Origin of the sequence: Nitrosomonas sp., assembly GCA_016703745.1 — a bacterium.
GTDB lineage: Bacteria > Pseudomonadota > Gammaproteobacteria > Burkholderiales > Nitrosomonadaceae > Nitrosomonas.
Genome location: JADJBK010000006.1, coordinates 1,796,057 through 1,822,693 on the forward strand (window position 1 = coordinate 1,796,057; position 26,637 = coordinate 1,822,693).

22 protein-coding genes, 3 tRNA genes and 1 pseudogene are annotated in these 26,637 nt (G+C 48.6%); 15 read left to right on the forward strand and 11 right to left on the reverse strand.

All coding sequences use genetic code 11. The features are described from left to right. Positions 1-161: 161 nt before the first annotated feature. Positions 162-1,427, reverse strand: a complete 1,266-nt coding sequence (locus tag IPG31_09615) for an ammonium transporter (protein ID MBK6618593.1) — start codon at positions 1,425-1,427, stop codon at positions 162-164. Between the two features lie 267 nt (positions 1,428-1,694). Between IPG31_09615 and IPG31_09620 the strand changes: the two genes are divergently transcribed. The 6 genes from IPG31_09620 to IPG31_09645 all read left to right on the forward strand — a co-directional run bounded on the left by IPG31_09620 (position 1,695) and on the right by IPG31_09645 (position 10,080). Continuing rightward, the gene (locus tag IPG31_09620) at positions 1,695-4,016 is read left to right on the forward strand and encodes a DNRLRE domain-containing protein (protein ID MBK6618594.1); all 2,322 of its coding nucleotides are present in this window, start codon (positions 1,695-1,697) and stop codon (positions 4,014-4,016) included. A gap of 720 nt (positions 4,017-4,736) precedes the next feature. Continuing rightward, complete coding sequence (locus tag IPG31_09625) at positions 4,737-6,968, forward strand: TonB-dependent receptor (GenBank protein MBK6618595.1); 2,232 nt, start codon at positions 4,737-4,739, stop codon at positions 6,966-6,968. A gap of 305 nt (positions 6,969-7,273) precedes the next feature. After that, the gene (ftsY, locus tag IPG31_09630) at positions 7,274-8,269 is read left to right on the forward strand and encodes a signal recognition particle-docking protein FtsY (protein ID MBK6618596.1); all 996 of its coding nucleotides are present in this window, start codon (positions 7,274-7,276) and stop codon (positions 8,267-8,269) included. A 14-nt stretch (positions 8,270-8,283) separates the two neighbouring features. Further along, positions 8,284-8,934, forward strand: coding sequence for an ATP-binding cassette domain-containing protein (locus IPG31_09635; GenBank protein ID MBK6618597.1), 651 nt, complete (start codon positions 8,284-8,286; stop codon positions 8,932-8,934). Further along, positions 8,931-9,839 (forward strand): ABC transporter permease, encoded by a 909-nt coding sequence (locus IPG31_09640; protein MBK6618598.1) that lies wholly within the window; start codon positions 8,931-8,933, stop codon positions 9,837-9,839. Before IPG31_09635 ends, IPG31_09640 begins: the two co-directional genes overlap by 4 nt. Before the next feature lie 40 nt (positions 9,840-9,879). Next, positions 9,880-10,080, forward strand: coding sequence for a hypothetical protein (locus IPG31_09645; protein ID MBK6618599.1), 201 nt, complete (start codon positions 9,880-9,882; stop codon positions 10,078-10,080). Positions 10,081-10,169: 89 nt separating this feature from the next. On the opposite strand, the gene IPG31_09650 is transcribed toward IPG31_09645, so the two are convergent. After that, on the reverse strand, positions 10,170-10,964 hold the full coding sequence (locus IPG31_09650) for a type 1 glutamine amidotransferase (GenBank protein MBK6618600.1): 795 nt from the start codon (positions 10,962-10,964) through the stop codon (positions 10,170-10,172). A gap of 138 nt (positions 10,965-11,102) precedes the next feature. Here IPG31_09650 and IPG31_09655 point away from each other — a divergent pair, with 138 nt between their 5' ends. The 3 genes from IPG31_09655 to IPG31_09665 are packed head-to-tail and all read left to right on the forward strand — an operon-like array spanning position 11,103 to position 14,373. Continuing rightward, a complete protein-coding gene (locus IPG31_09655) occupies positions 11,103-12,503 on the forward strand; it encodes a DUF2868 domain-containing protein (GenBank protein ID MBK6618601.1) in 1,401 nt (466 codons plus the stop codon). 14 nt (positions 12,504-12,517) lie between these two features. Next, the gene (locus IPG31_09660; protein MBK6618602.1) at positions 12,518-13,924 is read left to right on the forward strand and encodes a DUF3482 domain-containing protein; all 1,407 of its coding nucleotides are present in this window, start codon (positions 12,518-12,520) and stop codon (positions 13,922-13,924) included. 56 nt (positions 13,925-13,980) lie between these two features. After that, positions 13,981-14,373: a hypothetical protein gene (locus IPG31_09665; GenBank protein ID MBK6618603.1), complete on the forward strand. Its 393-nt coding sequence runs from the start codon at positions 13,981-13,983 to the stop codon at positions 14,371-14,373. A gap of 95 nt (positions 14,374-14,468) precedes the next feature. Here IPG31_09665 and IPG31_09670 read toward each other — a convergent pair whose 3' ends face one another. From IPG31_09670 to glk, 5 genes are all read right to left on the reverse strand, one after another. Then, positions 14,469-15,146, reverse strand: a complete 678-nt coding sequence (locus tag IPG31_09670; GenBank protein MBK6618604.1) for a hypothetical protein — start codon at positions 15,144-15,146, stop codon at positions 14,469-14,471. A gap of 175 nt (positions 15,147-15,321) precedes the next feature. Continuing rightward, complete coding sequence (xerC, locus tag IPG31_09675) at positions 15,322-16,269, reverse strand: tyrosine recombinase XerC (protein MBK6618605.1); 948 nt, start codon at positions 16,267-16,269, stop codon at positions 15,322-15,324. Further along, complete coding sequence (locus IPG31_09680) at positions 16,253-16,966, reverse strand: DUF484 family protein (GenBank protein ID MBK6618606.1); 714 nt, start codon at positions 16,964-16,966, stop codon at positions 16,253-16,255. The genes xerC and IPG31_09680 overlap by 17 nt, the downstream gene beginning before the upstream one ends. A 96-nt stretch (positions 16,967-17,062) precedes the next feature. Next, entirely contained in the window at positions 17,063-17,677 is a 615-nt protein-coding gene (locus IPG31_09685; GenBank protein ID MBK6618607.1) for a DUF4126 domain-containing protein, read from the reverse strand. A 12-nt stretch (positions 17,678-17,689) separates the two neighbouring features. After that, complete coding sequence (gene glk, locus IPG31_09690; GenBank protein ID MBK6618608.1) at positions 17,690-18,712, reverse strand: glucokinase; 1,023 nt, start codon at positions 18,710-18,712, stop codon at positions 17,690-17,692. 48 nt (positions 18,713-18,760) lie between these two features. Here glk and IPG31_09695 point away from each other — a divergent pair, with 48 nt between their 5' ends. The 3 genes from IPG31_09695 to IPG31_09705 all read left to right on the forward strand — a co-directional run bounded on the left by IPG31_09695 (position 18,761) and on the right by IPG31_09705 (position 21,834). Then, entirely contained in the window at positions 18,761-19,744 is a 984-nt protein-coding gene (locus IPG31_09695) for a serine acetyltransferase (protein ID MBK6618609.1), read from the forward strand. After that, positions 19,745-20,893 (forward strand): NnrS family protein, encoded by a 1,149-nt coding sequence (locus IPG31_09700; protein MBK6618610.1) that lies wholly within the window; start codon positions 19,745-19,747, stop codon positions 20,891-20,893. 257 nt (positions 20,894-21,150) lie between these two features. Beyond that, on the forward strand, positions 21,151-21,834 hold the full coding sequence (locus IPG31_09705) for a GNAT family N-acetyltransferase (protein MBK6618611.1): 684 nt from the start codon (positions 21,151-21,153) through the stop codon (positions 21,832-21,834). A 167-nt stretch (positions 21,835-22,001) separates the two neighbouring features. Here the strand turns inward: IPG31_09705 and IPG31_09710 are convergent. From IPG31_09710 to IPG31_09725, 4 genes and pseudogenes are all read right to left on the reverse strand, one after another. Next, positions 22,002-22,090 (reverse strand) — tRNA-Leu (locus tag IPG31_09710). Positions 22,091-22,108: 18 nt separating this feature from the next. Next, a tRNA-Cys gene (locus IPG31_09715) sits at positions 22,109-22,182 on the reverse strand. 74 nt (positions 22,183-22,256) lie between these two features. Then, a tRNA-Gly gene (locus tag IPG31_09720) sits at positions 22,257-22,331 on the reverse strand. 255 nt (positions 22,332-22,586) lie between these two features. Beyond that, positions 22,587-23,207 (reverse strand): annotated as a pseudogene (locus tag IPG31_09725) (hypothetical protein). 236 nt (positions 23,208-23,443) lie between these two features. Between IPG31_09725 and rpsT the strand changes: the two are divergent. Genes rpsT through haoB form a run of 3 tightly spaced genes read left to right on the forward strand, consistent with a single transcriptional unit; the run spans position 23,444 to position 26,532 of the window. Continuing rightward, entirely contained in the window at positions 23,444-23,707 is a 264-nt protein-coding gene (rpsT, locus tag IPG31_09730; protein MBK6618612.1) for a 30S ribosomal protein S20, read from the forward strand. A gap of 54 nt (positions 23,708-23,761) precedes the next feature. Continuing rightward, positions 23,762-25,480, forward strand: a complete 1,719-nt coding sequence (locus IPG31_09735) for a hydroxylamine reductase (GenBank protein MBK6618613.1) — start codon at positions 23,762-23,764, stop codon at positions 25,478-25,480. After that, positions 25,477-26,532 carry a hydroxylamine oxidation protein HaoB gene (gene haoB, locus IPG31_09740; protein MBK6618614.1) on the forward strand — a complete coding sequence of 352 codons (1,056 nt, stop codon included), beginning with the start codon at positions 25,477-25,479 and terminating at the stop codon, positions 26,530-26,532. The genes IPG31_09735 and haoB overlap by 4 nt, the downstream gene beginning before the upstream one ends. Positions 26,533-26,637: the final 105 nt, after the last annotated feature.

Sequence of the window (26,637 nt, forward strand, 5' to 3'; positions counted from 1 at the left end):
TCGATAAAACGCCAATCAGGATGCAAAACGGTTTAGAGAGCATGACCGGAGGGGGATTCCGGTATCCATGATGCTCAAGCAGGAGGCTTTCTGGCGAGGAAATGGCCCGGACGCTTCGATCAATCATGCAAACGTCCAGGCAGAGGGTTTTACTATAGCATTTAGGAAGCCGGTTTATCAGGAATCTCGGTCGTGTGTGACCCAAATCTGGCAGTGTTTGGCAGCGTTGTTGTATGATTTTCCAGTAATTCTATACGAGCTTGCAGCCTGGCAACCAGAGTTTCATTCTCAGGTCCCTCGGTATGGGTGAATTCAACGCTATCTTCATAAGGTTCGGTGGTTGTGCCGGTGAGTTTGATCAATATACCCGCCAGAAGCCCACCAGTTAGCGCAATAACCAGCGTGATGCCTATACCAGTAAGCTGAACAGTTGCAATGCCTGGAACAACCAGCAGCGCGCTGAAACCGCCTAATAAGCCCGGCATGCCGTGTAAATTATGCACGCCGCAGGTATCGTAAATATTTAGTTTTGATTCCAGTGCGGGAAGAATGTATCGATAACCGATAACCGAAATGGTGCCGGCCAGCAGACCAATTGCAAATGCGCCAACAGGATTGACCACATCACAAACGGAACCAATCGCTACGCCACCAGCCAGAGCAGCATTGGCCATGTCTACCATCGATGTTTTGCCCTTGTTAACCGCTGTGCTGACGAAATAAGTGGCAATCGATGCTCCACAGAGTGCTAGTAATGTATTCACAACGGTTTGTGGCATTTGTTCAAGAGGAACGAGTGCTGTAGCGAAACTCGGCCAGAAAAGCCACAAAACTGCGGAACCGAGCATGGCAAAGCGATCAGAAGTAGGATCGGATTGAATTGGCTGGCTGCGCTGGTAAGCAGTCGTTAACACGATAGACATGGCCAGACCAAAATAGGCACCAAAGGCATGAATGACTATGGAGCCGGCTGTATCCTGAAATCCGGTTGTCAATCCGAATGCATTGTCCAATACGATCCACTCATTCAACAAATAAAGTGGTACCAGTAACAACGCCAACAATGCATATTGGAAAACTCGCAAACGTCCAAGCACTGCGCCCATTGCAATTAAGGCAGCAGCCGTTGCCAGTTCAGCAAAAAGTAATGCATTGAGCGTGTGCGGATCAAGGGCGTGCCCAAAAACGCCATTGGCACGTAGCAGAATATAGAGCGGCAGGCTAACAGCAACTACCAGGTAGGTGCCAGTAATTGCGCCAAAACCATACCTGCGGACAAATACCATCAAAAACCCAAACCCTACCAGCAGCATTGCCAGAATATGGATGATGTAGTTGTATTGTGCAACAACCTGGGCATCACTGACCTCTGGTACGAGTTCAACAGCAACTGCCATCGCGCTGAAGCAAATTAAAAACAGACCCATTACCACTGACTGTATCAAATATAAACTCGTTCTCACTTGATCCCCCTCTTTTTTTGAATGGACGAAGTACTTCGGATTCCCAGTCTGAACCGTAATAACCTTAATTGCAATAGTGACATAATAAAAATTTGGCTTTTTGTATGAAAAGTAAGGTGTTATCACAATAAGACTCTGAGCTTAGTTGAAGTCTTGTTAATCTGGTAAAGTAGAACTGATTTTGAGTTTTCTGTAAGTTTGTGGAATCGGGATAAGCGGAGGATGTGCGTTATGAAGCCAAATAAAGAAATTTGCGCAGGTAATTTTCTGTCTATTTTGTTGGTTCGAGCGGTCGCGGTGTTTTTCATGCTTGGAGGTATTTTTCCAGCGCAGGCTTCCCCCTATGCGGAGGGACCGTTACTTGGCGTTGTAACGGATATGCCCGAGGGAACCTGGAAAAAAGTTAATTTAAATTCTTTTTCTGAAGCATGGACGCCACCTGAACTGCGTCCACTTAAAGGCTTGGGCAATCCACCGCCGGATAAAATCATTCTGGCTTGGAGTAGTTTTGCCTGGGACAGTAATCGTGGGGATCTGCTCCTCTATGGCGGAGGACATGCCAATTATACTGGTAATGATGTTTATCGCTGGCGCTCCAGATCTCTCAAGTGGGAGCGCGCTTCGTTACCCAGTGAAATCGCACCATCATTAATGACGACAATTGATGGTGCAGATGCTGCGCCTGTTTCGGCACATACCTACGACAATGCGGTTTTCCTGCCCATCATTGATCGATATCTGAATTTTGGGGGGGCTATATATCCCGATGGTGGCGCCTATCGACGACCCAGTGAGAATGACCCGGCATTATTAAGATCTACCGGTCCTTACCTGTTTGATCCGGGTAAAGCTAACCCGAACAAGGTCGGGGGTGCGACAGGATCACATGTTCAGCGTGCTGGTCAGTTTCCAGGTATCGAGGGAGGAGAAATGTGGGAGAACCGTGATCTACCCAAATATCTTCCTGATCAGTATTCTTTACGTGGCCATATAAATGGGTGTACCGCATATAGCCCTGAATCTGATCAGTACGATGTGGTTTATGTGGCGTCTCGCAGGGGTGGGGGAACGGGGCTTGCACTGCACCGTTATCAGATAACCGATATCCATAACCCTGCTCTGGATCAGTATGAAATTGTGGGTATATTCTGGGGCAGTCCATCTGCACAGACAAGCTGTGGTTACGACCCGGTTCGAAAAGTTTTTCTTAAATCTGGCATAAACACACAGCCTTTCCAGTTCTGGGATTTGCGTCCGGAAAGAACTACCAATCGTGATCAAAAAGTTGTGATGACAGAAACTGGCGCTGATTTTGTGTCATGGATTCAGAGCTATACCGCTGCTACTGGTATTCCGCTATCCAATTGTGGATTGGATTATGATCCCAAGCGAGAAAATTTTCTGTTGTGGTGTGGGGGGCAGGAAGTTTGGCGAATCACTCCCCCCCAGTCGCTTTCTGTAAACGGCTGGCAGTTTAATATGGAGCCGCTTGGTCAGGGGGAGTCTCCCCCTCTGAATGTGGGAACCGGTATTCTCGGTAAATGGGAATATATTCCGGGATTTGATGTGTTTATTGGCCTTGAAAATGCAGTTAACGGGAATATCTGGGTATATAAACCCATCGGATGGATTAAACCAGGAGGAGGTAGTGGAGGCGGGGGAGCTGGCAATCTAGCACCAGAGATTTCCCTAATATCTCCTGTGCAGAGTGAGAATGTTCCACTCAATAATACGGTGACAATTGCTGCAAACGCCACCGATAGTGATGGATTAATTGATTCAGTGGTCTTTCGGGTCAATGGCAGTATTATTAGCACACTGACATCAGAACCCTATTCAGTTACCTGGACTGCTTCAGCGTTGGGTAGCTACACCATAACAGCAGAAGCTAATGACAATTCTGGAGCGACAGCTTTGTCCGAAGCAATCTTGTTAAACGTTATTCCTGGCGAGGATAATGGTGGAGGCGGTGGAGAGAATATAACTACAGTGATTTTGCAGCGTAGCGAGAATAATCCCAACGATGCCAATGATACTTATCTGTCCACCTATCATAGAACCAGGAATTTTGGAAGCAGCCAAAAATTACCGCTTTATCTTCAAAATTATGTTCCGCTAATTCGATTCAATATCTTTGCTTCTGAAGGAGGGCCGGTTCCAGATGGAGCCGTAATAGAGTCTGCAGTTCTATCCGTGTATAAAGAGCTGTACAATCATGTTATTGCCTTGCACGCTATGTTGTTGCCTTGGAAAGAGAATGAGGCGACCTGGAATCAGGCATCAAATGGTTTGAGTTGGCATATTGCAGGAGCAGGAGCTGCGGGGTTGGATTACCAGTCTACACCAGATGCCATTGCAAATGCGGCGTGGACTCAGGGATGGGTTGATTTTGATGTTACTGATCGCTTGAGTATTATTGCTTCCAATGCTGCAGAAAATTATGGGTGGCGCTTTATGTCAGTATCTGGAAACAATAATCTGAAAAATTTCTATACCAGTGAAAAATTACCAGAATTAGATCTGCATCCAAAACTTGAGATACGTTGGCGGTAAATTTCCTAACCTTGGCGGTATGAGGTGAATTATAAATGGGGCGTGGTAACGTGTAATTATTTTCGCGCCCATTTACTGTTTTTTCTGGATCGCTGTTGTTGAGTTGCGCCTGAAATTTGAAAACCAGCCAGTAAATGGGCTTGTTTTCAGAGAAAAACGGCTGTTTTCATAAAAATCAGCGTCACTATTTGAAATAGTGGCCAGTTTTTGAGTGACTGCCGTTCAGAATGTTTGTTTTTCAGAGGTTCCTTGAATATCCGAAATGCCGGTGCTGATTATTGGGGATCTGTCCCATTCAGGTATCCGCTACAGTTCCGGCATTAGTAAAGCACGCAAAACTAAGCACTATCTTCCACTCATTTTCCTTGTGCTGGCGCCCATGCCTGGCCAGAGTTTCGTATACAAGAATCATTGAAAACGACTCTGACTGAAGAACCGTGTTATCTGGAGTAAATGCAGTGAGTTGGCAGGACTTGTCGCCAGATAGTGGTTTTGCGGTGATATAGCTCAACCCATTTTTAGTGCTATCCAGTCAACAATTCCGATTTTTTCTGATTTTCCAAATCCCCCCTGGCCTTGGTGCGACAATTTGTCGCATTTTCAATTGGTTAGCATTGGGTTATCATGCCCGCGCAATTTACGCTGATGCAAATAATCTATAAGATTTTTTGCGTGCATGCTTTCTGATTTTATTCGGCTCTCAGATGGAATTATCAAAAAATGAAAATAGATCAACGTGAGTGTTATGCGCTGTTTTGTAGTGGACTATTTGTTTTGTTCGCGGGAATTTCGATCCAATCCGGGTTAGTTTTTGCAGCTGAACCGATTGATAGACACCAAGAAATGATTAAGGGTGTCAAAAAAGAAGTAAGGGTGAAAGAAAAACCAGTCGTGGCTCAGTCTGATACGGTGATGTTACCGTCGATCCAGATCAAGACAACGCCGATTGTAACTTACATGGAAGGAATTCCACTTGACATGCCAAGCACGACAGGCAGTCGGCTCGGAGTTACCATTCAGGAAATTCCCGGCAGTGTCGATGTCGTCACAAGTAAAACAATGGAGGAGCGGGGTTATACCACGACGCTGCAGGCAGTAGAGAGTGCGCCGGGCGTGACTACGGGTATTTGTTTTGGCGTACCTTGTTTTTCGATGCGCGGCTTTTCTGATGTAACCAGTCTGCCGATTCTGATTGATGGTAACCGCTATCCCGGCTTGGCGGTGGCGCCGCGCTCCACGTTTAATTACGAACATATCGAGATCATCAAGGGGGCGTCCTCGATGCTGCATGGTTTAGGATCGGTGATTGGTTCGATGAATTTTGTGACCAAGCGTGCGGATGGTGTTCCCCGTCACCAGCTCGAGGCTGGTTATGGCAGTTGGGGAAAATGGCGGTTTGCAGGCGGCAGTGGTGGGAAAATCACGGATCGCGTCGCCTATCGGCTAGATGTCAACTATGTTACTGCCAACAGGGGTTCATCGGGTTTTGTCGAGCGTACCCGTTACAACGATCTGCATGTTTCGGGCGAGATAGCAATGGATATTACCGACAGCCTGAAAGCACGTCTTGCCATTGATACCTTTCTGGATCATGGTGAAGGTTACTTCGGCACGCCACTCGTCAACGGCAAGATCGATAAGCGCGTCATCCGCAATAATTACAATGTCGATGATGACCGCGTGGATAAAGACGTGACCTGGGTGCGACTCAATTTTGACTGGAAGCCGATTGATGGGCTGCTGCTACGCAACGAGTCCTATATGAATATCGAAAATCGAGAATGGAAGAATGCTGAAGTCTATACGTTTAACACGACGACTGGCCAGGTGGATCGTGGCGATTTTCTACGCATTGATCACGATCAGCATATTTTTGGTAATCGTTCCGAAGCCTCGCTGGAGCATACATTCTTCGGCATGTCCAACCGGGTGCTGACCGGGGTTGAATATTATTTTAATCATCAGCAGCGCAATAACAATGCACCGTTTGGTGGTGGTGATACGGTTAATTTTGTGCGGCCCACCCCGGGAAGTTTCAGTTCGCCCGATCCATTTTCTCCGCAGCGGAGAACCGGAATTGGATCGGCGGGATTGTATGCCGAGAATCTGCTGAAATTAACCGAATCAATCAAACTGGCGCTCGGTTATCGGCATGATATTTCCCATGTCAAATCATTCGATCTGAGAAATTCGGCTAATGATTTTCAGAAAACCTACCATGGGGATTCGTGGCGTGTTGGTGTACTCTATGACCTTCTGCCTACGTTGACATTTTATGGCCAATGGAGCGGCGCGGCAGAGCCACCTGCCCAAATTGTGACCCTGACAACCGCCAACCGTGATTTCAATCTGACCAAAAGCATGCAATGGGAAATCGGTTTAAAGGGGGCATTCTGGGATGATCGTGTGCAAACCACGCTTGCTTTCTTCGATCTCAGTCGCCGCAACATGCTGACGCGCGATACCAGCAATCCGGACACCGTCCAGCAAATTGGCAAACAGTCGTCGTACGGTGTCGAATTTGCGCTTGGTTATCGCCCCAACAAGCAGTGGTCGTTCGATGGCAATTTTGCGTGGACCGATGCCCAGTACGATAAGTTTAGCGATCGAGTCTCGGGCGCGGGTGTGTCACGCAAAGGCAACCGGCCAAATGACGTACCGGAAATCACCGCCAATATCTGGACGTTTTACCGGCCATTTGAGCCGTTGAGCCTTGGTTTTGGTATCCGTTATGTTGGCGATCGCTTTGCGGATCGCGCCAATACAATAGTGATGCAGGATTATGTGAATGTGAATGCCGTTGTCAGCTACCGCACGAGACTGGGTGAGTTTGCGTTACATGGGCGCAACCTTAACAATGCGGTCTATGCAAACCGCTCCTATAATAATGGCACACAAGTGCTATTGGGTGAGCCGCGCGCTCTGGAGCTGGTATGGCGCAAGCATTTCTGAGTGTTTTCCATTTGTAATGTAGGCTTCGCCATGTGGCGCAGTCTACAAATTGTGCCAATATTAACGTTCGAAACTGATTTCTCACCTCTGTATTATTCCGATTATCCACCAACACCCGCGCCTGTTTCTCCAGCAAAGGCCAGGCTTTAGCCTGGCCAGGCGCATTCCTGAATAACTTGTAATTGTTGTCAATACGATAAGGTACGCTGCAGCGTATAATTCCCCATTGGCGTGCAGCAAACAACCTTTGCTCCTCTTGGCAGTTTTTCGCTATTATTTTCTTTTTGAGGCAACCTCTGATCAGTATGTTTAGTATTTTCAAATCCAAAAAACCAGTAGAAGAAACAACGGCTGATCGATCTGTTCCATCCCCTGGTTTTGCAGACAAAATCCGGCAAGGACTGGCGCGTACCCGACAAAGTCTCAGCAAGCAGCTGTCAGGCTTATTCCACGGTAGGAAAATTGATGAAACCCTGTATGAGGAGCTTGAAACCGCGCTGTTGACCGCTGATGCTGGTATTACTGCTACCCATCATCTGTTGGACTCGGTACGTAAGCGTGTCAAACGTGACGCTCTAGATGATGCTGGACAATTAAAACTGGCTTTACAGGATGCGCTGACCGAGTTGCTCGAACCGCTTGCCCGACCGATGGAGACACAAGAGAAAAAGCCCTTTGTCATCATGATTGCAGGCGTTAATGGTGTGGGCAAAACCACAACAATTGGTAAGCTTGCCCATTATTTTCAGTCACAGGGGCAGTCGGTGTTACTCGCTGCGGGCGATACTTATCGCGCTGCCGCACAGGCGCAGCTCAAAGTATGGGGAGAGCGCAACAATATTACGGTGATTTCGCAGGAGAGTGAGCCTGGGAAAAAGAGCGATCCGAGTGCGGTCATTTTTGATGCGGTTAGTGCCGCCAGGGCGCGTGGAATCGATATTGTCCTGGCGGATACTGCCGGGCGGCTGACAACCCAGGCGCATCTGATGGAAGAAATCAAAAAAATCAAACGCGTTATTGCCAAGGTTATTCCGGATGCGCCACACGAGGTATTGCTGGTTCTGGATGCCAATACCGGGCAGAATGCAATCAGTCAGTTAAAGGCATTTGATGAGGCATTGAGTGTGACTGGTCTGGTATTGACTAAACTGGATGGAACAGCCAAGGGCGGGGTTATCGCCGCAATTGCGGCACAGTACGCCAGTGAGCCACCTGCTCTGCGTTTTATTGGGGTGGGCGAAGGACTGGATGACCTGCGGCCTTTCGATGCCAGAGAATTTGCGCAAGCGCTTTTTGACTGAACCAGCCACTCGTCATGATCCAGTTCGTGCAGGTCAGCAAAGTCTATTCGGGTGGCTTTCAGGCGCTGCAGGGGGTCAGTTTCTCGATTATGGCAGGTGAACTGGTTTTTTTTATCGGACATTCCGGTGCGGGCAAGAGTACGTTGCTGAAGCTGATTGCTGCTATCGAGCAACCAACTTCTGGCACGGTCAAGGTTGGCAAGCTGGATTCCAGTACGATGAAACGAAGTGCTGTTCCTTATCTGCGGCGAGGTCTTGGTTTGATTTTCCAGGAGCAGAAAATTCTGTACGATCGTCCCGTGCTCGATAATGTTTTATTGCCGCTGCAAGTCGTGGGGATGGAAAGCAAGGTAGCTACTGCGCGCGCACGTGCCGCATTGGATAAAGTGGGACTGCTGCACCGGGGAAAAGCCAATCCAGTCAGCCTGTCTGGTGGTGAGAAACAGCGTATGTGTATTGCGCGTGCAGTTGTTAATCGCCCAACTGTGCTGATTGCAGATGAGCCGACAGCAAATCTTGATGCCGCCTATGCGCAGGAAATCATGGGGGTATTCCGGTCTTTCCATCAGGTGGGTGTGACCGTGCTGATTGCTACCCATGATTTGGCGTTGATTGAGAATAAGTCGCGTGTGCTGCAACTGTATCAGGGGAAGCTGGCACAATGATCAGGTGGCTGCGGCAACATGGACTGGCAGTCGGTCATGCATTCGAAATGCTGATCGGCTCACCGGCCAGCAGCGTGTTAAGCATTGTGGTGATGGGTATCGTACTCAGTTTTCCGGCCGGTATTCTATTGACTTTGGATAATCTGCGTACTGTTTCTGGAGAGTCGCTCGAGTCCCCGCAATTGAGTGTACTGATGAATACTGATGCGGCATCGGACGATATCGAGCGCATCAATGCTAATCTGGAAAAAATGTCTGCTATCGCACATTTTCAGTTTATTTCCAAGGAAATTGCGTTACAACAGCTGCAGCAGGAGACCGAGCTGGCGGAGATCATGCGTAATCTCGAGCAAAATCCCTTGCCTGATGTATTTGCTGTCAATCTTGGAAATGTAACGGTGGACGAAATCGAAGCACTGCGCACCACAATACTGGCCTGGCCAAAAATCGCACATGTGCTGGTGGACACTGACTGGGCACGAAAACTAGATGCTATTCTGAGTCTGGGCAGAATTATTGCTATCATGCTGGCTATTTTATTTGGCGCGGCGCTGGTATTTGCGGTATTCAACATGATTCGTTTGCAGATTCTGACCCGTAGCGATGAAATTGAAGTATCCAGGCTAGTGGGCGCCACTAACAGCTATATCCGTCGGCCATTTTTGTATTTTGGGGCGATTCAGGGATTGGCTGGTGCACTACTGGCCTGGCTAATACTTGCCGTTAGTATCGCTCAGATCAACAAGGCACTGTTTGAGCTGGCCAGATTGTATGAAACCACGTTCAAGCTTGATCATTTTGTCTGGCTGGATAGCTTGATACTGCTGGTTATCGCAATTGGGCTGGGATGGCTAGGTGCATATGTATCTGTGACGCGCTATCTGTTGAGATCGGATAATATCTGAAATATTGCGGATAATTTAAGATAACATTTTGAATGAAAATATGATAAATAAAAAACAAAGATTGATTATAGTTGTGTTGCTGGCAACATTACCCCTGTTATCTGGCTGCTGGACGCTGGTTGCGGCGGGTGCGGGCGCATATGGGGGATACAAGATGAAAGAGAAGGGTTATACCCTGCAGAATCCAGTTACAAAAGAAAAATCCACTAAAACTGATCGGAAGAATCAACAACCGCGTTGATTGTTCAAGTCTGGTTTATGCAACATGATGCCCTGTCTGGCTGGTGGGACGATAGATAGTGACAGTACGCGACCTGTTGCCGTTCTATTCTATTTTTCAGGTTGCTGGATGGGTTGAATGCACGCATCATGCTTATCCAGTGTGGTGATCCAGTTCTTGTAAATCCGATAGGCAACTGTTTGCAGTGCTGGTACGCGCTGATGCAGATCGCTTTGTATCTCATCCGGAGTTTGTACTGCCGGACTGGTCTGATTCTGTTGAAGTTCATCTGCATTCAGGAGGCACCATTCTTTCACCATGTCGGATGTCATTTCGAGATGACATTGCAATCCGATATGTTTGCCAAATATGAAAGCCTGATTAGTACAAAACATACTGGAGAGTAGACGGGTTGCACCTTGTGGCAGGCTAAAAGTTTCGCCGTGCCAGTGAAAGGCTTCAAACTCGGTGATATTCCCCAGCCAGTTGCGTGCAATTGGAGTATCGCTTACTTCTACCTTTCCCCATCCTAGCTCCTTAATTGGACTGTTGCTGACTTGCCCGCCAAGCGCCGTAGCCAGCAATTGCCCGCCGAGACAATTTCCCATAACGGGGATATCAGAAGTAACCGCCTGTTTTATCAGCCGAATGATAGGCGTTATCCAGGGTAAATTGTCGTGAACACTCATAGGGCCACCCATCAGAACTAACCCACTGAAACTGGAGAGATCGTCTGGAACGCTATCGTCCTCATCCAGTCTGAGCAATTGCCAAGGGACAGCATGCTGGTCGAGAAATGTGGCAAAATAGCCCGGGCCTTCGATCGGAAAAAATCTGAATATGGCGACAGGTTTAGTAACGGCTTGGGTCAGTCCTGAATTATTTTTTTCTTTGTTGAGTGTCATTCTGTAGATTGTCCTTACTTAATCGATTGCTTGTCATGTCAGCTTTGTGTATCGGGCACCTTCCGGGTCAGCTGACTTTCACGATTTCTTGATGCTATCAATTTTATTAAATTTGCCAACTATGTTATATCAACTGTAATGGCAATCAAGAATTACGATTTCCGTGATCTGGTGAAGCTTGAGCAATTACGGTATATCGAGAGCAATCAGAAACAGGCAATTTCATACGCCAGTATCCAGGATATGGCGCCACACACCACTGGCCAGTTCAGCCTGGATATTTTTTATGAACGGCTGATGACGCGAGCGCGCCGCCTGATTCAGGACAACGCGCTTAACAGGCACTTACAGCAACCTGAGAAATTATTTCGGCGCGCTTATCGAGTGGTGCTGATAATTGCCGCGTTGCTGGGCGGTCTGGCGGCCTTCAAGGCGGTGGATGTGGCTGATACCTTGAATATTTATTGGTTGCTTGCTGTATTACTGGGTTTTAATTTTCTGTCGATGTTGCTGTGGCTGGTCGGCATATTATTTAGTATTCATGGGTTGAGCACAGGTATGGTAGCGCAACTGGCGGGCTGGCTTCCTGCCAGGTTAAAAGAAAAAGAAAGTGATCCCCTGGCTATGGGCGCGGCGAGGGGCTGGTGGGAAGCCTGTCTCGGTGGCAGGGTTGGCAAATGGCGGTTCAGTTTGCTCACACACCGGCTCTGGTTGAGTTATCTGCTAGCGGGTATCGCAATACTGATTCTTCTGATGACGGCAAAGCAGTATGATTTTATCTGGGGAACGACGCTTTTGTCGGAACATGCCTTGCCTGAGTTGACCCGCTTGCTAGCTGCTCCCATGGAATGGCTGGGAATGGTGCAGCCTGATAGCCAGCAAATTATGGCAAGCCGCGCCAATTCTTCGGGAAGCATCCTGCAGGATGCTGCAACCAGAGGAGTCTGGGCAAAATTTCTGCTGGGTGCATTGATTGCTTATGGATTACTGCCGCGTCTGTTGCTGGCTGCACTTTCATCCTTGATGCTGAAGTGGTCAGAACGCCGCTATCAGTTGGATCTGTACCTGCCTTATTACATCGGCCTTCGACAAGGTCTGTTGAAGCAGGATCCCGATACCAGCGTAGTGGATGCTGATCCTGGGCAGATTGACGAGCGTGACGTGCCAATGGCAAGCGGGCACAACGGTGATATACCAATCCAGGCGCTGGTAACAGGAATCGAGCTGGATGACCGGGTACACTGGCCAGAAGATGTGAAGGGTCAATACAATATCGTGGATCAGGCCAGTTTCCATCAAATGCTGGACAGAATAAAAAAGAGCAGGCAGCCGCTGTTGATTGGCGTAGCGGTTTACCGACTGCCGGATCGGGGTGTGCAGCGCATGATCAACGACCTCGTCGCGGCCACTTCTGGCCCGGCGTGGCTGTTACTTCTAAATAGTCAATCAGCGGAACCAATTACTGAATCGCGCAAATTGGCATGGTTCCGACTGGCGCAGAGCTGTAACATTCCTGCTGAACATGTTGTCACTCACTAGCCAGATTATTTGAAATGCAAACAGCCAGACCGGCAAACGGCCGGGAAGCATCATTACTCAATATTGCGGTAGTTGGTCATACCAATACCGGCAAAACCTCGCTTATTCGCACCATGCTGCGCAGCACCGCATTTGGCAGGATAGAAGACGCCGCTGGCACAACCCGTCATGTGGAACGCGCAACCATTTCTGCCGGGCACGAAGCCATTCTCAATCTGTACGATACCCCCGGAATCGAGGATGTTTATGCTTTGCGTGAAAAATTGGTCAGAATGGCTGGCAGCAGAAAAAGTACCATACAGGCAGCAATTTTGACGGAATTTACTGAGCGGACTACGCCAGATGACCCCTTGGAACAAGAGGCAAAAGTTATCCGGCAGGTTTTGCGCAGTGACGTCCTGCTGTATGTCATCGATGTACGCGAACCCATCCTGGAAAAATACCTGATTGAAATTGAGCTGCTCAGCAAAACTCTGAAACCAATCATTCCGGTGTTTAACTTTATCGAGGCGCGTCGGGCAGACCTGGACACATGGCGGCAGAAACTTGCTGAGTTTAATATTCATGCATCCCTTGAACTGGATACGGTTGCCTTCGCTTTTGAGGCGGAAAAGCGTCTGTACCAGAAAATACAGAGTATTGCGGAGGGCTACTATCAACCGTTGCAGCGGTTGATTAATTTTCGCGCACAGGTTTGGCAGCAGCTCTGTCAATCCGCAGCCAGACGAATTGTGGTATTGATTGTCATGGCGGCATGTTATCGACAAACTGTTGTTCCAAAAGATCGGGAGGTGATTGCACAGTCTGCCACACAAAAAATGCAGCAAGCGATTCGACTGGCCGAGCAGGATTGTCTCTATGATTTATTGGCCATCTTTAATTTTACCCAGCAGGATGTCGCTCTGCAGAACCTCCCTATACAGGATGGCCAATGGCAGCTGGATTTATTTGCTCCCGGCGTACTGAAAGCCTACGGTCTGGATATGGGCAGCTCCGCTCTTAAGGGTGCAGCTGCCGGTGCCGGAATTGATCTGATGGTAGGCGGGTTAAGCCTGGGGGCGGCCAGTTTGCTGGGTGCACTGGCAGGAACAGGATGGTCTACCTTTCGTCGTTACGGCAAAGAAATTCAGGCAAAAATTCAAGGCACCAGTTGGTTGTGCGTAGATGACAATACATTACAAATACTGTATTTGCGTCAGTGGCAACTACTGAATAAGTTAATGCATCGTGGCCATGCTGCCATGCACGTCGAGCAGGTTGATCCATCGACAGAATCACGGCATCTGCCGGAAGGCTGGTATGAAATAATTCAGATTCTTCGACAGAATCCGGCTTGGATTCAGTCATCCCATGCCAGGGACAACAGTGCTCAATATCGAGATGTTGAAGCTCGGCTAATCACCGCATTGATAGATAAATAATTATTTATCAATAAGTTAAATAATCTGCTATCTTCTGGAGAGCGTTAAAATAAACAATGAAAAAAATACTGTTAACTTTGCTGCTGATCATGACATCGACCGATACACTAGCTAAATGGATTCAGATAGGCGAGGGTAATCAGAAAGGCGGTTATACCGTTTATGCGGATCTGAGCTCGGCCCGCCGGGCAGCTGATAAAGTCAAGATGTGGATTTTGCTGGATTTTAAAACTGAACAGAAAGCATCCGGCGTAAATTTTTTATCCAAAACCATCCGTCGTGAATACGACTGTCAGGGAAAGCATATTAGAATTCTTGCGTTCAAATTGTTCGGCTGGAATATGGAACAGGGCAGGCTTATCCGTTCTTATAGCCAGCCACAGGAATGGAAGGTGGTACGAGCTGAAAGCATGGATGAAATAGAGTGGAAAATCGCCTGTGAAAGTTAGCAGAAGACCGGGAGTTGTCTCCGATATTTTTGATGAAATGTGGCCAGTCACTGAATCTGGCCACATCTCTTTAAGAATTAATCAGCTGCAGTCAATCAGTCATCAATCTTGCAGACTGCGTTTGCACTGAGAACAACCCCGTCATTTGCATCCAGAATCTCTCCCGTCACAGTGTTGTTCTGAATAAAATCGTCTGTGATTAAGGTTTTATCGTTGTCATCCGTATCACTTTTGAATTTGAACTCAGTCTCGAAGCGTGATGCTGTTTTTTCAAGACTGGTCTCACTATTGTCACCGGAGGTAACGCGGGCGCGGTAGTTACCCGGAGCCAGATTCAGTACCTTGAGCTCGACTTTGGATTCGCGACCATCATCGTTATCGATTTCACAGCCAACAAACAGACGTGTTGCTTTGCCGCCACTGATTGGGGTGGAATCAAATCCTTTATCGTCATCCGAATCATCATCATCACTGTCGTCATAATCATCATCCTCAAATGCTGCCAGTGCTGCGATTTTTCGGCAGACATCCGAGTTTTCCTTAATGGCCTCGACCAGCTGATAATTAAAGGAATCTCCACGTCTTTCCATGCGGACATCGAAGTAAAGACCTTCCAGGCTGTCATCATCCGCATAGTTTTTGAGTTTGACACAGGGGATCACCAGCTCATCAGATAGAAAATCGGCGCGCGAACCACCGCCGATACGGTCTGCCCAGGCTGGACTGGCGATAATACTCAGTGCCAAAGCACAGGCAAGTTTGTTGATTTTCATTAATTTCTCCTAAAAATAATTAAAATCCGGTTACCCGGTTTGTGAAGACTCTTGTCGCAAAATTGAGCCTCGTAGAAAATTGTATCAACAATCTTGTGAACCTATATCGGTTATCTGGATGGTAAAACGGTTGATAATTTCGTTTAATTTCGAATGCGATCTGTTCGCGAGTCTCCTAGCTATTTTTCTTTTTGGCACGTGGGTGTGTCTGATCATAAATTTTGGTTAAATGTTGAAAATCCAGATGCGTATAGACCTGTGTACTGCGAATGCTGGCATGACCGAGCATTTCCTGCACCGCGCGCAGGTCGCTGCTCGATTGCAGTAAATGGGAAGCAAAAGAATGTCTGAGTGCATGTGGGTGGACGTGATTGTCCAGCCCCTGTAGCAGGGCGCGTTGTTTCAGGCGCAGGGCAATAGTGCGGGTATGAATGCGACGTCCCTGCTGTGACAAGAACAGAGCCGTTTCGCCCGGTGGTAATAGAGTGGCACGAATGGGTAACCATGCCTGTAATGCCTGTAGCGCCTGTTTGCCAACTGGTACAAGCCGTGTTTTGCTGCCTTTGCCGGTGATGCGTGCCATGCCTTGATTGAAATCGATATCCACTGGTTGCAGGCTGGCTAGTTCCGCCAGTCGCAGACCTGAGCCATAAAATAATTCAAACATAGCCAGGTCTCTGATTGCCAGGGGATCGGTTGGCTTGAAAGTCAGTAGTTGGGCCGCTTCATCAGGTGAGAGCGCATTGGGCAGTTTGTGGGTTGACTTGGGAACACGGACACCCAAACAGGGATCGTCGCTATGGTGGTGGTGGCGGATCAGGTAGCGATAAAAACCGCGCCAGACCGACAGCATTCTTGCGAGACTTCTGCCAGATAATCCCTCGCCATGCAGTCGTGTAATGAAATAGCGAATATCGTGCGCTTGCAGTTGCCGTAAAAGGTCATCGGGCACTCGCGAGTCATCCGGGTATTTCTGTGTGGTAAAACGTGCCAATGTAGCCAGATCGTGTTCATAACTGACTAAAGTCAGTGCGGCTAGTCTGCGGGCATCCCTGAGATAGACGAGATACTGCCTGAAAATGGGTGGCAGTGCGGTTTCCTGTTTTTCATGCTGTGGATTCATCCGTGCCAACAGTTGTTTGAGGAAATTGTCGCATCAGACGGATGACAGAGCTGCTTGCCAGTTCACCGAGGCGTGTCAGATAAAGCGTACCCATATCCGGATAGAAACGTTCTACTTCTGGGCTGCTCAGAACCAGGAGACCAAAATGCTGCATTTTTTTCAGGGGAATGAGTGCAAAGGATTGCAGATGCTGCATGTCACTGCCAAACCATTGCTTGATTTCGTCGTCAACATCTGTGCCACAACGTGGGTGTGACAGTCCGGCGGTGACGATACGCAACTGGTCGCTGACGGTATCCACCACTGAATCGGGAAGTGGGGGATCGAGGTCATCCGATCTCCATAGCCGTAAGGCAACATGTGGAATGGAGAAGTCCTCACACAAGTGATATTGCAGTCCATGCAACATCTCTGCCAGTGAACTGAATCCCAGCAGAGCCACTGTCAGGCGATGCATTTTTTCACCAATGGCATCATTTTGTTCGCCAATTTCAATTAGTGCCATCAATTTGTCCTGCAATAATTCATTTTTCTTGCGCAGCATCATTACCTGCCGTTGAGTGATCGAGATGACTTGCTCGTCATCGGCATGCTCTTCCAGGTGCGACAACTGAATGGAATCCAGCAGGGTGGGGTGTGCTACAAAAAAATCAGGATGATCTTGCAGATATTGCGCAACTTGCTCGGGTTTTATCATGAATTCGATGAGGATTGATGAGGATGTAAAGGGTTGGATCTAAATAGTTGCCATTATCATAACATGATCAAAAGCAGGTCTGACAAAGCGAGAGGATTATTCCTTGGCAGACCCGGTAAGCTTGAATAATTTCTGCAATAATGATCTGATTAATTGCCATAATCTGGGCAATAGCCAGATGGCAAGACCCATAAAAACAGTGAACAAACCAAGGAAAACCAGTGGATGATTTAATGCTGTCCATAAACCGCCCAATACCAGCAGATCCTCGCTGACCGAAGCGGTCCAGTTGGTCACTGGTTCGGGTGAGGTGTTGATCATCATGCGGGTACCTGCTTTGGTTGCATGACTGGTCGCAGCTGCCCCACCACCCAGAATGCCGGCAGCAATTTCCATACCGGTAGAAACATCGCCGACCGCTCCGGCCGCCAGCAGGGCGCCAGCCGGAATACGCACGAAAGTATGTATGGCATCCCAGATGCTGTCGAATCCTGGAATCTTGTCTGCAAAAAACTCTATCAGATACATGATCGCAGCCGCGCCAATAACCCAGGGGTTGGATAAAACTGCCAGTTCGTCGGGTAGCGCGACATTGCCAGTGGCAGATCCCAGGCCGAGTACCAGTAGCACGGCGTATAAATTGATGCCGCTTGCCCAGGAGGCGCCCATCGTGAGCGCCAGGGTAGCCATCAGAGCTTCGTAGCTTTCCATATGATCGCCTGTTTATTGAAGAAATGGTCGCTTAGTATGGGCATTGCCTGTGGAGTGCAGCATCTGTCTGGCTACGGATTCAGCACCCAGCAGACCCGCTTTGTTATGGGTAATGACATAAACCGGAATCGTTTGCATCAGGGTATGGAATCGCCCTTTACTTTGGAAGGCATTGATAAAGCCGGGTTGCTGCAGGCTTTGCAGAATGCGGGGTGCAATACCGCCTGCAATGTAGACTCCGCCATGGCATAGCCCCGCCAGCGCCAGATTGCCCGCATAGGCGCCATAAATCTCGCTGAAGTGCTCAAGTGCCTGCAAGGCGGTGGGGTTTTGCTGTTCGAATGCCAGCCTGGTAACCATTGCAGCTTCGTTCACTGCAGGTTGTCTATCGTTTACTTGTCCAGGTTCGGGGGTATATTTCTGTAAAAAATGGAAAAGATCCACTAATCCTTGTCCGGAAAGAATACGTTCAACTGATACGTGTCCGTAGCGTATCTTCAGATAATCGAACAGTGCAATCTGCAAGGTGTTAGCAGGCGCAAAATCGATATGTCCGGCTTCGGTGGCAAGTATGGTTGTTCCATTAACACAATTTACCAGCCAGGCTACACCCATACCGGTGCCAGCACCCAGTACTACGCGGGTTGCATCGGGTTGTGGACTGCCCGTCTGCAGAGTTGCCAGGTCGTCATGGGAGAGTGTTTCGATCGAGTGGGCGACTGCCTCGAAATCATTCATGATTCTGACGAGAGGGATTGAAAACCGTTGTTGAATGTGTTGGGCGTTGATGTGCCAGTTTAGGTTGGTCAGTGTCACTTGTTGAGCGGTTACCGGTCCGGCAATGGCCAGACAGATCACTTCTGGAGCAACGGACAGGTGCTGCAGAAAATCATGTAGTACCTCATCAAAATGAACATAGGCACGACTATCGTAGTGGCGATCGAGAAGGTGGTTAAAGATATTATCTTGTGCCGTTACCGCTCGCAGCAGGGTTTTCGTTCCGCCGATATCACCACAAATCAGGGTTGGGCTCATAGAGTTGCCTGCAGAGATCACAATCCACGAATGGTAGCAAAACTGGCAATGGCAGGTACAATAACCTGCTTGTGCAACAACCCGGTCAACAGGGTTAAACAGGAGAGCGTCGTGGTGGATGATGACATCAGTACAAGTGATTTGTTGTTGAAAAGTACGTATTTGGAGACCGATGAAGTTGTCGCGGAATTACATATTGTGCGTACAACGGCACTTGAACAGCGACAGGGACATACCCGACCACCGAGGCTGCCTTCTCGCAAAGTAATCGCTACGGTTGCGGATGGATTACGCATGGCGCTGTTTCCTAATCGCCTGGGGCCGGCTGATTTGTCTGTCGAGGGAGTGGATCATTACGTAGGTTATATTTTAAATGTAACCTTGCGTACCTTACTGGTGCAGATTCAGCATGAGCTGCATTTTCATGCCGAGACGGAAGTACTTAGTCAGGAAGATCATGCACGCGCGGTGGCGATTACCCAGGCATTTGCCAAGCGTTTGCCGGAAGTTCGCCAAATGCTTGATGATGACATTATGGCGGCCTATATTGGCGACCCCGCTGCACACTGTATCGATGAAGTGTTGGTGTGCTATCCCGGTATCGCGGCCATTACCTATTACCGGCTGGCGCATGAATTGTACCAATTGGGCATCCCCCTGATTGCACGCATGATGTCCGAAATCGCGCATTCGATGACTGGCATAGAAATCCATCCTGGTGCGCAGATTGGCAGAAGTTTCTTTATTGATCACGGTACCGGTGTGGTGATTGGGGAAACCGCGATTATCGGCAACAATGTGCGCCTGTATCAGGCCGTAACCTTGGGAGCGAAGCGCTTTCCTGTGGATGAGCATGGCGCGCTGGTCAAGGGAATTGTGCGCCACCCCATTGTTGAGGATGATGTCGTTATTTATGCGGGTGCAACTATTCTGGGTCGCATCACCATTGGGCGTGGTTCGACGATAGGTGGCAACGTCTGGCTTACACAGAGTGTGCCGCCAAATAGTCAGATCACGCAAGCGCAGACGTGAATGCGTGATAATCAGCAGTTCTTCTGGCGTCAGAAGATTCATGCGCATCAATGGTTTTTCATTGCTGCCTGTATTTATGCGCTACTGATCATACCAATGACCGTATTTGCCCGGGGCGGTTTTGCTCCTGTCATTCTGGCTGTGCCTGCCATGCATGCCTATGAGATGTTGTTTGGCTATGCGCTGGCACTGATTGCGGGCTACCTGCTGGGACCCATGCCTGCCTGGCATCTATTGCTGTTGCTGGGGATGTGGCTGGTGGCGCGGGTGAGCACGCTGACCGTACTGACAGGTGACTGGGGATGGTTGAGTCTTGTCGGCAATGGTGGTTTTGCCATGCTGCTCGCCTGGCGGTTACTGCCACGTTTATGGGTGGCCAAAAAATGGCGCAATCGCTTGCTTGCGCCGCTGCTGGGAATGATTTGTGCTGCGACTATCGTTACTGGTTTGACTGGACAGATAGCGGCATTCGAATGGAGTCGTCATCTGATCGATGAAAGCGTGCAATTATTCGCACTGTTGATGCTGTTCATGGGCGGGAGAATGCTCGCACCTGCTGTTGCCGGAGAATTCTATCGTCAGGGCAGGGAATTGGAAGCCCGAGTGCAGCCACATATCGAAGGATGGTTAATTGTCACCGTTTTGGCATCTGTTATGTTATCACCGGTCATTAAACCGGTAGCTGGCATGATGCTGATTCTGGCGGGAATGCTGACTGGTATCCGTCTGCTCCGCTGGCAGTTGTGGCATTGCCTGGCACGCCCGGATCTCATCTGCCTGGGGCTGGGTTACGCCTGGCTGGCGCTGGGACTTGGATTGCTCGGATGGGTAAAACTGAATGGAGGGATGCATGCCAGTACGATGGTGCATGCTATTACCATTGGCGCACTTGGTACGCTTTCAGTCAATGTGATGGTGCGCGTCACGCTTTTGCACGTCAAACAGTATCCTTCAAGAATTCCGCTGATACTGACCATCACTTTCCTGATGTCGCTGGCTGCTATTGCGCGCATTTGTGCGGACTTTAGCGGGCAGCGAGAAACTCTGTTGGTATTGGCTGCTTCCGCCTGGAGTTTCAGCATGCTGCTGGTTCTGTTTATACTGGTAAATAGTAGCCGCGATCAATCGGTATCTATGCCATTACGTTAAGTTTCTGATAATGCCTTTTATGAATGAATGCCGATCATTGCACTAAAGCCAGCGCTATTTTCAGCTTCATGGGGAAGAGTTGCCGTTAGTGAGTATTGGCGATCTGTAACAACCATGTTTAGAAGAGCGCCATTAAGATCAATCTGTTTGTCGTTAAAGAATGCGAGAAAAAAATCAGAATTTTTGGAGATACCGATGCGGTTAACCAAATTTTATAAATATAGGCAAGCTACATAACTTCTGATACTTACTAAAAAATGCTACAGAAAATAAAGCTGAATCTGGAGGAGTTGGGAGCCTTAAACACGCTATTGTATTTATTTGGCAAGGTACTTTATCGGCTCAGCTTTAGAAAAATAAGACTGCACAAATATTACATAACACGGCAACCCGTCTCGCCACAAAAGCTAGTGCCGATCAATAAGGCACTTGATATTGAGATAAGACAAATTGATGTGAATGATGGGGTTTTGCAGCAAATGGATAGGCCATTCAGCACGCTGCAGGCACGTTTTAATCATGGGGGAAATTGTTTTGTTGCATTGAAGAAAGGCCGATTCGCTGGTAATTTGTGGTTAAATTTTGACAAATACCGGGAAGACGAAGTGAGGTGCACCTACATGTTGCCGCCCGCAGGTCAGAATGCGTGGGATTATGATGTGTTTGTTGTGCCTGAATTTCGTTTTTCCTATACTTTTGCCAAACTGTGGGAATACGCGAATACCGTTATGTTCCAGCGTGGAATTGTCTACGTATATAGTCGAGTTAATTTTTACAATATATCGTCACTTCGTGCACACAAAAAGCTCGGCAGCAAAATTATCGGCTCATTGGTATTTATTACAATTGGTAGCTTTCAGATATCTGTAAGTACCCGTTTCAAGCCGTATTTGACCATCACTATCGATCAGGGTAAGTTTCCAAAGCTGATGATCGAATAACATATTGAAAAGCTGGTAACCGTTGTCTCCCTGCGTTCCTGCTGTTAGTTCCTTGCATCTTGGCGGGAGCTCTTGTTTTTGGGAGGGAAAGATCAAAAAATATTTGGTTAAATCTTGATGCACCAGATTTATTGGTTACTGGAGAGGCGTGTATAAGTCATCTATTTTGGTGCCCGGAGCCGGAGTCGAACCGGCACGGACGTTAAGGTCCGAGGGATTTTAAGTCCCTTGTGTCTACCAATTTCACCACCCGGGCAATCACAAATATTTCTTATGGAGGCGGGGGTCGGAATCGAACCGGCGTAGACGGCTTTGCAGGCCGCTGCATGACCACTCTGCCACCCCGCCTAATTGAGTCGAGCTACATTAAGAGAAAAGCGAAATCTTTTTCTGGATTCTAATGTGTTTCGAGTATTTCTAAATGGAGCGGGAAACGAGGCTCGAACTCGCGACCCCAACCTTGGCAAGGTTGTGCTCTACCACTGAGCTATTCCCGCTTATGAAGCTTTATTTCTGCAATTACCAATTCCCTTGTGGTTATCGGCTGGCAGGCGTGTGATTATAAAGCCACCACTGTAATTGTCAAGAAATAGCACGAAAGTGCAGCACCTCCCGCTAACTTAAAGAACATTTGCTGCAAAATCTATGGTTTACGATAAAGCAAAACCATCTGACTTAAATCGATTTTTTTAAGATTGGCTACTTCTTCTGGAAAACACCCTCGAACATACTTTGCCCTGGTTGGCGTATTGAGTCGAATCCTTAAAGACTGGTACGGTTAGTTTTATTCCAAAGGCAATGAATTTATACAAAGTCTTCCAGTCCGGAAGAAGGTAGGTAAGGAATCAGCGTGCTTTCTCCTGAAAGCATTTATTACGTCTTGCAATTTGTTTTGCTCATTGATGCAAGATACGGCAATATTGCTGTGCCTGATCGACCAAAAACGCCAGCATCATCAAACAGGCAAAGACAGTGGATAAATGCCGGTAACCGTGCCCGAAGTTATGTTCGAAGTGATGGTCTTTTATTTTTAAGGTATTAGGCGTTTTATTCTCAATTCCAACGTGCGCGCCTGGCGCAAGAGCTTAGGCGAGACATTATTCGGTCGTTTCCGTAAATAAGTATCCGATAGCGCGTGGTCAGCGCCATACAAGGATTTTAGATTGGCCCGAATTAAATCATCTTCCCTGTCTTGGTCAAATTGCAATAATGAAGGATGCGTTAAGCTAAATAACCGCAAATCCCGACATCAAGCAATCGCTTGGGAAGAATACTTTGCCGCTTTCTTTGTCTTCAATTCTCTCAAAACAAGCGCGAATTTTCTTGGTTAAATCGGGCGCACTTAAATGCTTGCGAAAGGAGAGTGTTGGCATGGTGATTATCTGTCACTTTAATTTATAATTCTATGGTGCTCTGATTAAAAAGAAAGTTTACGAAAACCTGCTTTTGAAAATCGCTGAATAGCTTTCTTTTCCTTGTGTTTGTATGGAAGCGGAGATGGCTGGTTGCAAGAGACTATTTTTGCATTAAATTTAAAATAAACGTAGAATCACGTGTTATGTTGAAACACGTCAGCAACTGGTAACAGATATAAGGGTACAAACAAACTATGGCAAATACCGCGCAAGCTAAAAAGAGAGCTAGACAAACAGTCAAAAAACGCGAACACAATTTTAGTTTGCGTTCAAAATTAAGAACCGCAATCAAGGCAATCAGAACTGCGATTGCGGCTGGCGACAAAAAACAGGCTGAATTAACATTTAGTAAATCAGCGAGCGTCATAGATTCAATCGCTGGAAAGGGAATTATTCATAAAAACAAAGCATCAAGGCACAAGAGTCGCCTTTCAGGTGCTATCAGGGTTATGGGTTGAGGCTGTGTTGTTTGCGGCTGAAGAGTGTTATCTATTGTAAATAAGGAGAGAGACATGCATGCCGGATTTTGGCTGAAGGGAGTACTGCTAGCTTGTGGATTAGCGCTGGCTGGTGGGGTACAGGCGAACATATCGACGGTGCCGGATGTAACGTATGAAGCGTTGGGTCTGGATCGTAGCAAGGCGACGCCGAAAGAGACGCACGAAGCGTTGGTGAAGCGTTACAAGGATCCGGCGCAAGGGGCGGGTAAGGGCACGATGGGGGAATACTGGGAGCCGATACCGTACAGCATGTACCTGGATCCGGCCACGTTTTACAAGCCACCGACCTCAATGCGCGACAAGGCGAGCCGGAAGGAATGTGTAGAATGCCACACAGATGAGTCGCCGGTATGGGTACAGGCGTGGAAGCGCAGCACCCATGCGAACCTGGACAAGGTTCGCAAACTGCAGCCGAGTGATCCGACCTACTACAAGAAAGCCAAGTTAGAAGAAGTCGAAGCCAATCTGCGTTCGATGGGTAAGTTAGGCGAGAAAGAACCTTTGAAAGAAGTTGGCTGTATAGACTGTCACGTATCGATCAATGCGGACTCGAAGCAAAAGATTGATCACAGCAAAGACCTGATCATGCCGACAGCAGATGTTTGTGGTGCCTGCCACCTGCGTGAATTTGCCGAACGTGAATCCGAGCGTGACACCATGATCTGGCCGAATGGACAATGGCCGGACGGACGTCCATCCCATGCGCTTGACTACAGCGCCAACGTTGAGACCACCGTCTGGGCCGCGATGCCGCAAAGAGAAGTTGCGGAAGGCTGCACCATGTGCCATACCAACCAGAACAAATGTGACTCCTGCCATACACGTCACGAATTTTCTGCAGCCGAATCGCGCAAACCGGAAGCGTGCGCCACCTGCCATAGCGGAGTAGACCACAACAACTGGGAAACCTATTCCATGTCCAAGCACGGCAAGATGGTTGCCATGCTGGGCGATAAATGGAACTGGGAAGCACCGCTGAAAGATGCCTACGCTGTTGGTGGACAAAATGCACCGACCTGTGCGGGTTGCCATTTCGAGTATGAAGGCGAATACACCCACAACATCACACGCAAGATTCGTTGGGCGAACTACCCATTTGTTCCGGGCATTGCAGAAAACATCACCAGCGACTGGTCAGAAGCACGGCTTGACTCCTGGGTTGTCACCTGCACCCAGTGTCACTCCGAACGTTTTGCCCGCTCCTACCTGGAACTGATGGACAAAGGCACACTGGAAGGATTGGCCAAATATCAGGAAGCCCATGAACTGGTTGAAAAGCTGTACAAGGCAGGCAACCTGACGGGACAGAAAACCAATCGTCCTGCTCCTCCGGAGCCAGAGAAACCTGGTTTCCATATTTTCACCCAGCTCTTCTGGTCGAAAGGCAACAACCCGGCCTCGATCGAACTGAAAGTACTGGAAATGGCTGAAAACGACCTGGCAAAAATGCACGTTGGTCTGGCGCATACCAACCCGGGTGGCTGGACCTATACCGAAGGTTGGGGTCCGATCAACCGTGCCTATGTTGAAATTCAGGATGAACACACCAAAATGCAGGAAATGGCTGCTCTGCAGGAACGGGTGAACAAACTGGAGAGCAAGAAAACCAGCCTGCTGGACATCACGACCCCTGAGGACAAAATCTCCCTGGGTGGACTGGGTGGTGGCATGCTGCTCGCGGGCACACTGGCCTTGCTTGGCTGGCGCAGCCGCAAGCAGAAACAGGCTTGAGCGAGCCACTGACGACTGGCCAGCGCGCGCGAGCGGGCTGGCTGGACAAGATCCTCCCGTTACTCGGCATCCTGCTGGTAACGGGAGGATTTATTTTACTCGCCTGGTTTTCCTGGCTATGGTTCACTCCTGGAACGGCTCCATATCAGTATCAATTGCTGGAGACGGGAGATAGCAGCAAATTTCCGCAACTGGAACTGAGCGCATGGCCTGACCTGACCATTGATCAATACGAAGTGCGTGTACCGGAGGTAGACCAAGTCGTTGCCTACGCCTATTTTGGGCGACGTGCGGAACATCCCCCGGTGTTGCTTGACTGGCAGAATCTCACCAGCGAACCGCTATTAATACTTGATCGCAAACCAGCTGAATTGAGTGCACTGGCGGCGGCTATTGAGAAACATGCCGCAGCAGATGCCACGATACTTGCCTGGTGGGACACCTCCGCGCAACTGGCCTTACTGACCGGACGTCATGTCCTGTCCCGCAGCCCGTTACATGAACCGCTCATTATCCCGGAAGTCTGGCAGACACAGCGCGCTGCCATCCTTGATTACGAGAGTGCACAGGTTGCCACCGTAGTGAGTGATGAAGAGCGCACCCGGTTTCAGCGTTTCACCCACGCACTGGCCCAACCGCATAAAATCGGACTGGCTGAATTGCGCGCATTAAGTGATCCTGAGCGGGAAACCTACCTGGTAGTACACGTCACCGACCTGTACAAACTGGGATTGCTATACCCGGAAAAACTCGGAGTAGCTTACAAAAACTACCGCATGACCGGTAACATTCACGGCATGATCAGCCACCTCAAAACTGAAATGGGGCGGCGCGGCTACACCACCTACACCCTGCAATCACTATCGGAAGAACTGATTCGTGCTTTTTTTCTGACAGATGAAGCGAGTGACCAGACCCTGATTGCACCGCTACTGCCCCTAACCGACCGACCGCCGCCGCTGGAACTTGACACCCCGAGACTGATCTACCAGCAAGGCGGGTATTGGGTATACAGACTGCTGGCAGAGTCATCCGATCAGAGTGGAGAATGATTACGGGATACCCTGTTTGCAATGATTTACAGCCTGTCGTGATCGGGTACAATAGCGGACGGCGAGCGAATCGCAGGTCATTTTGATAAAACCAGGGCAGTTGCA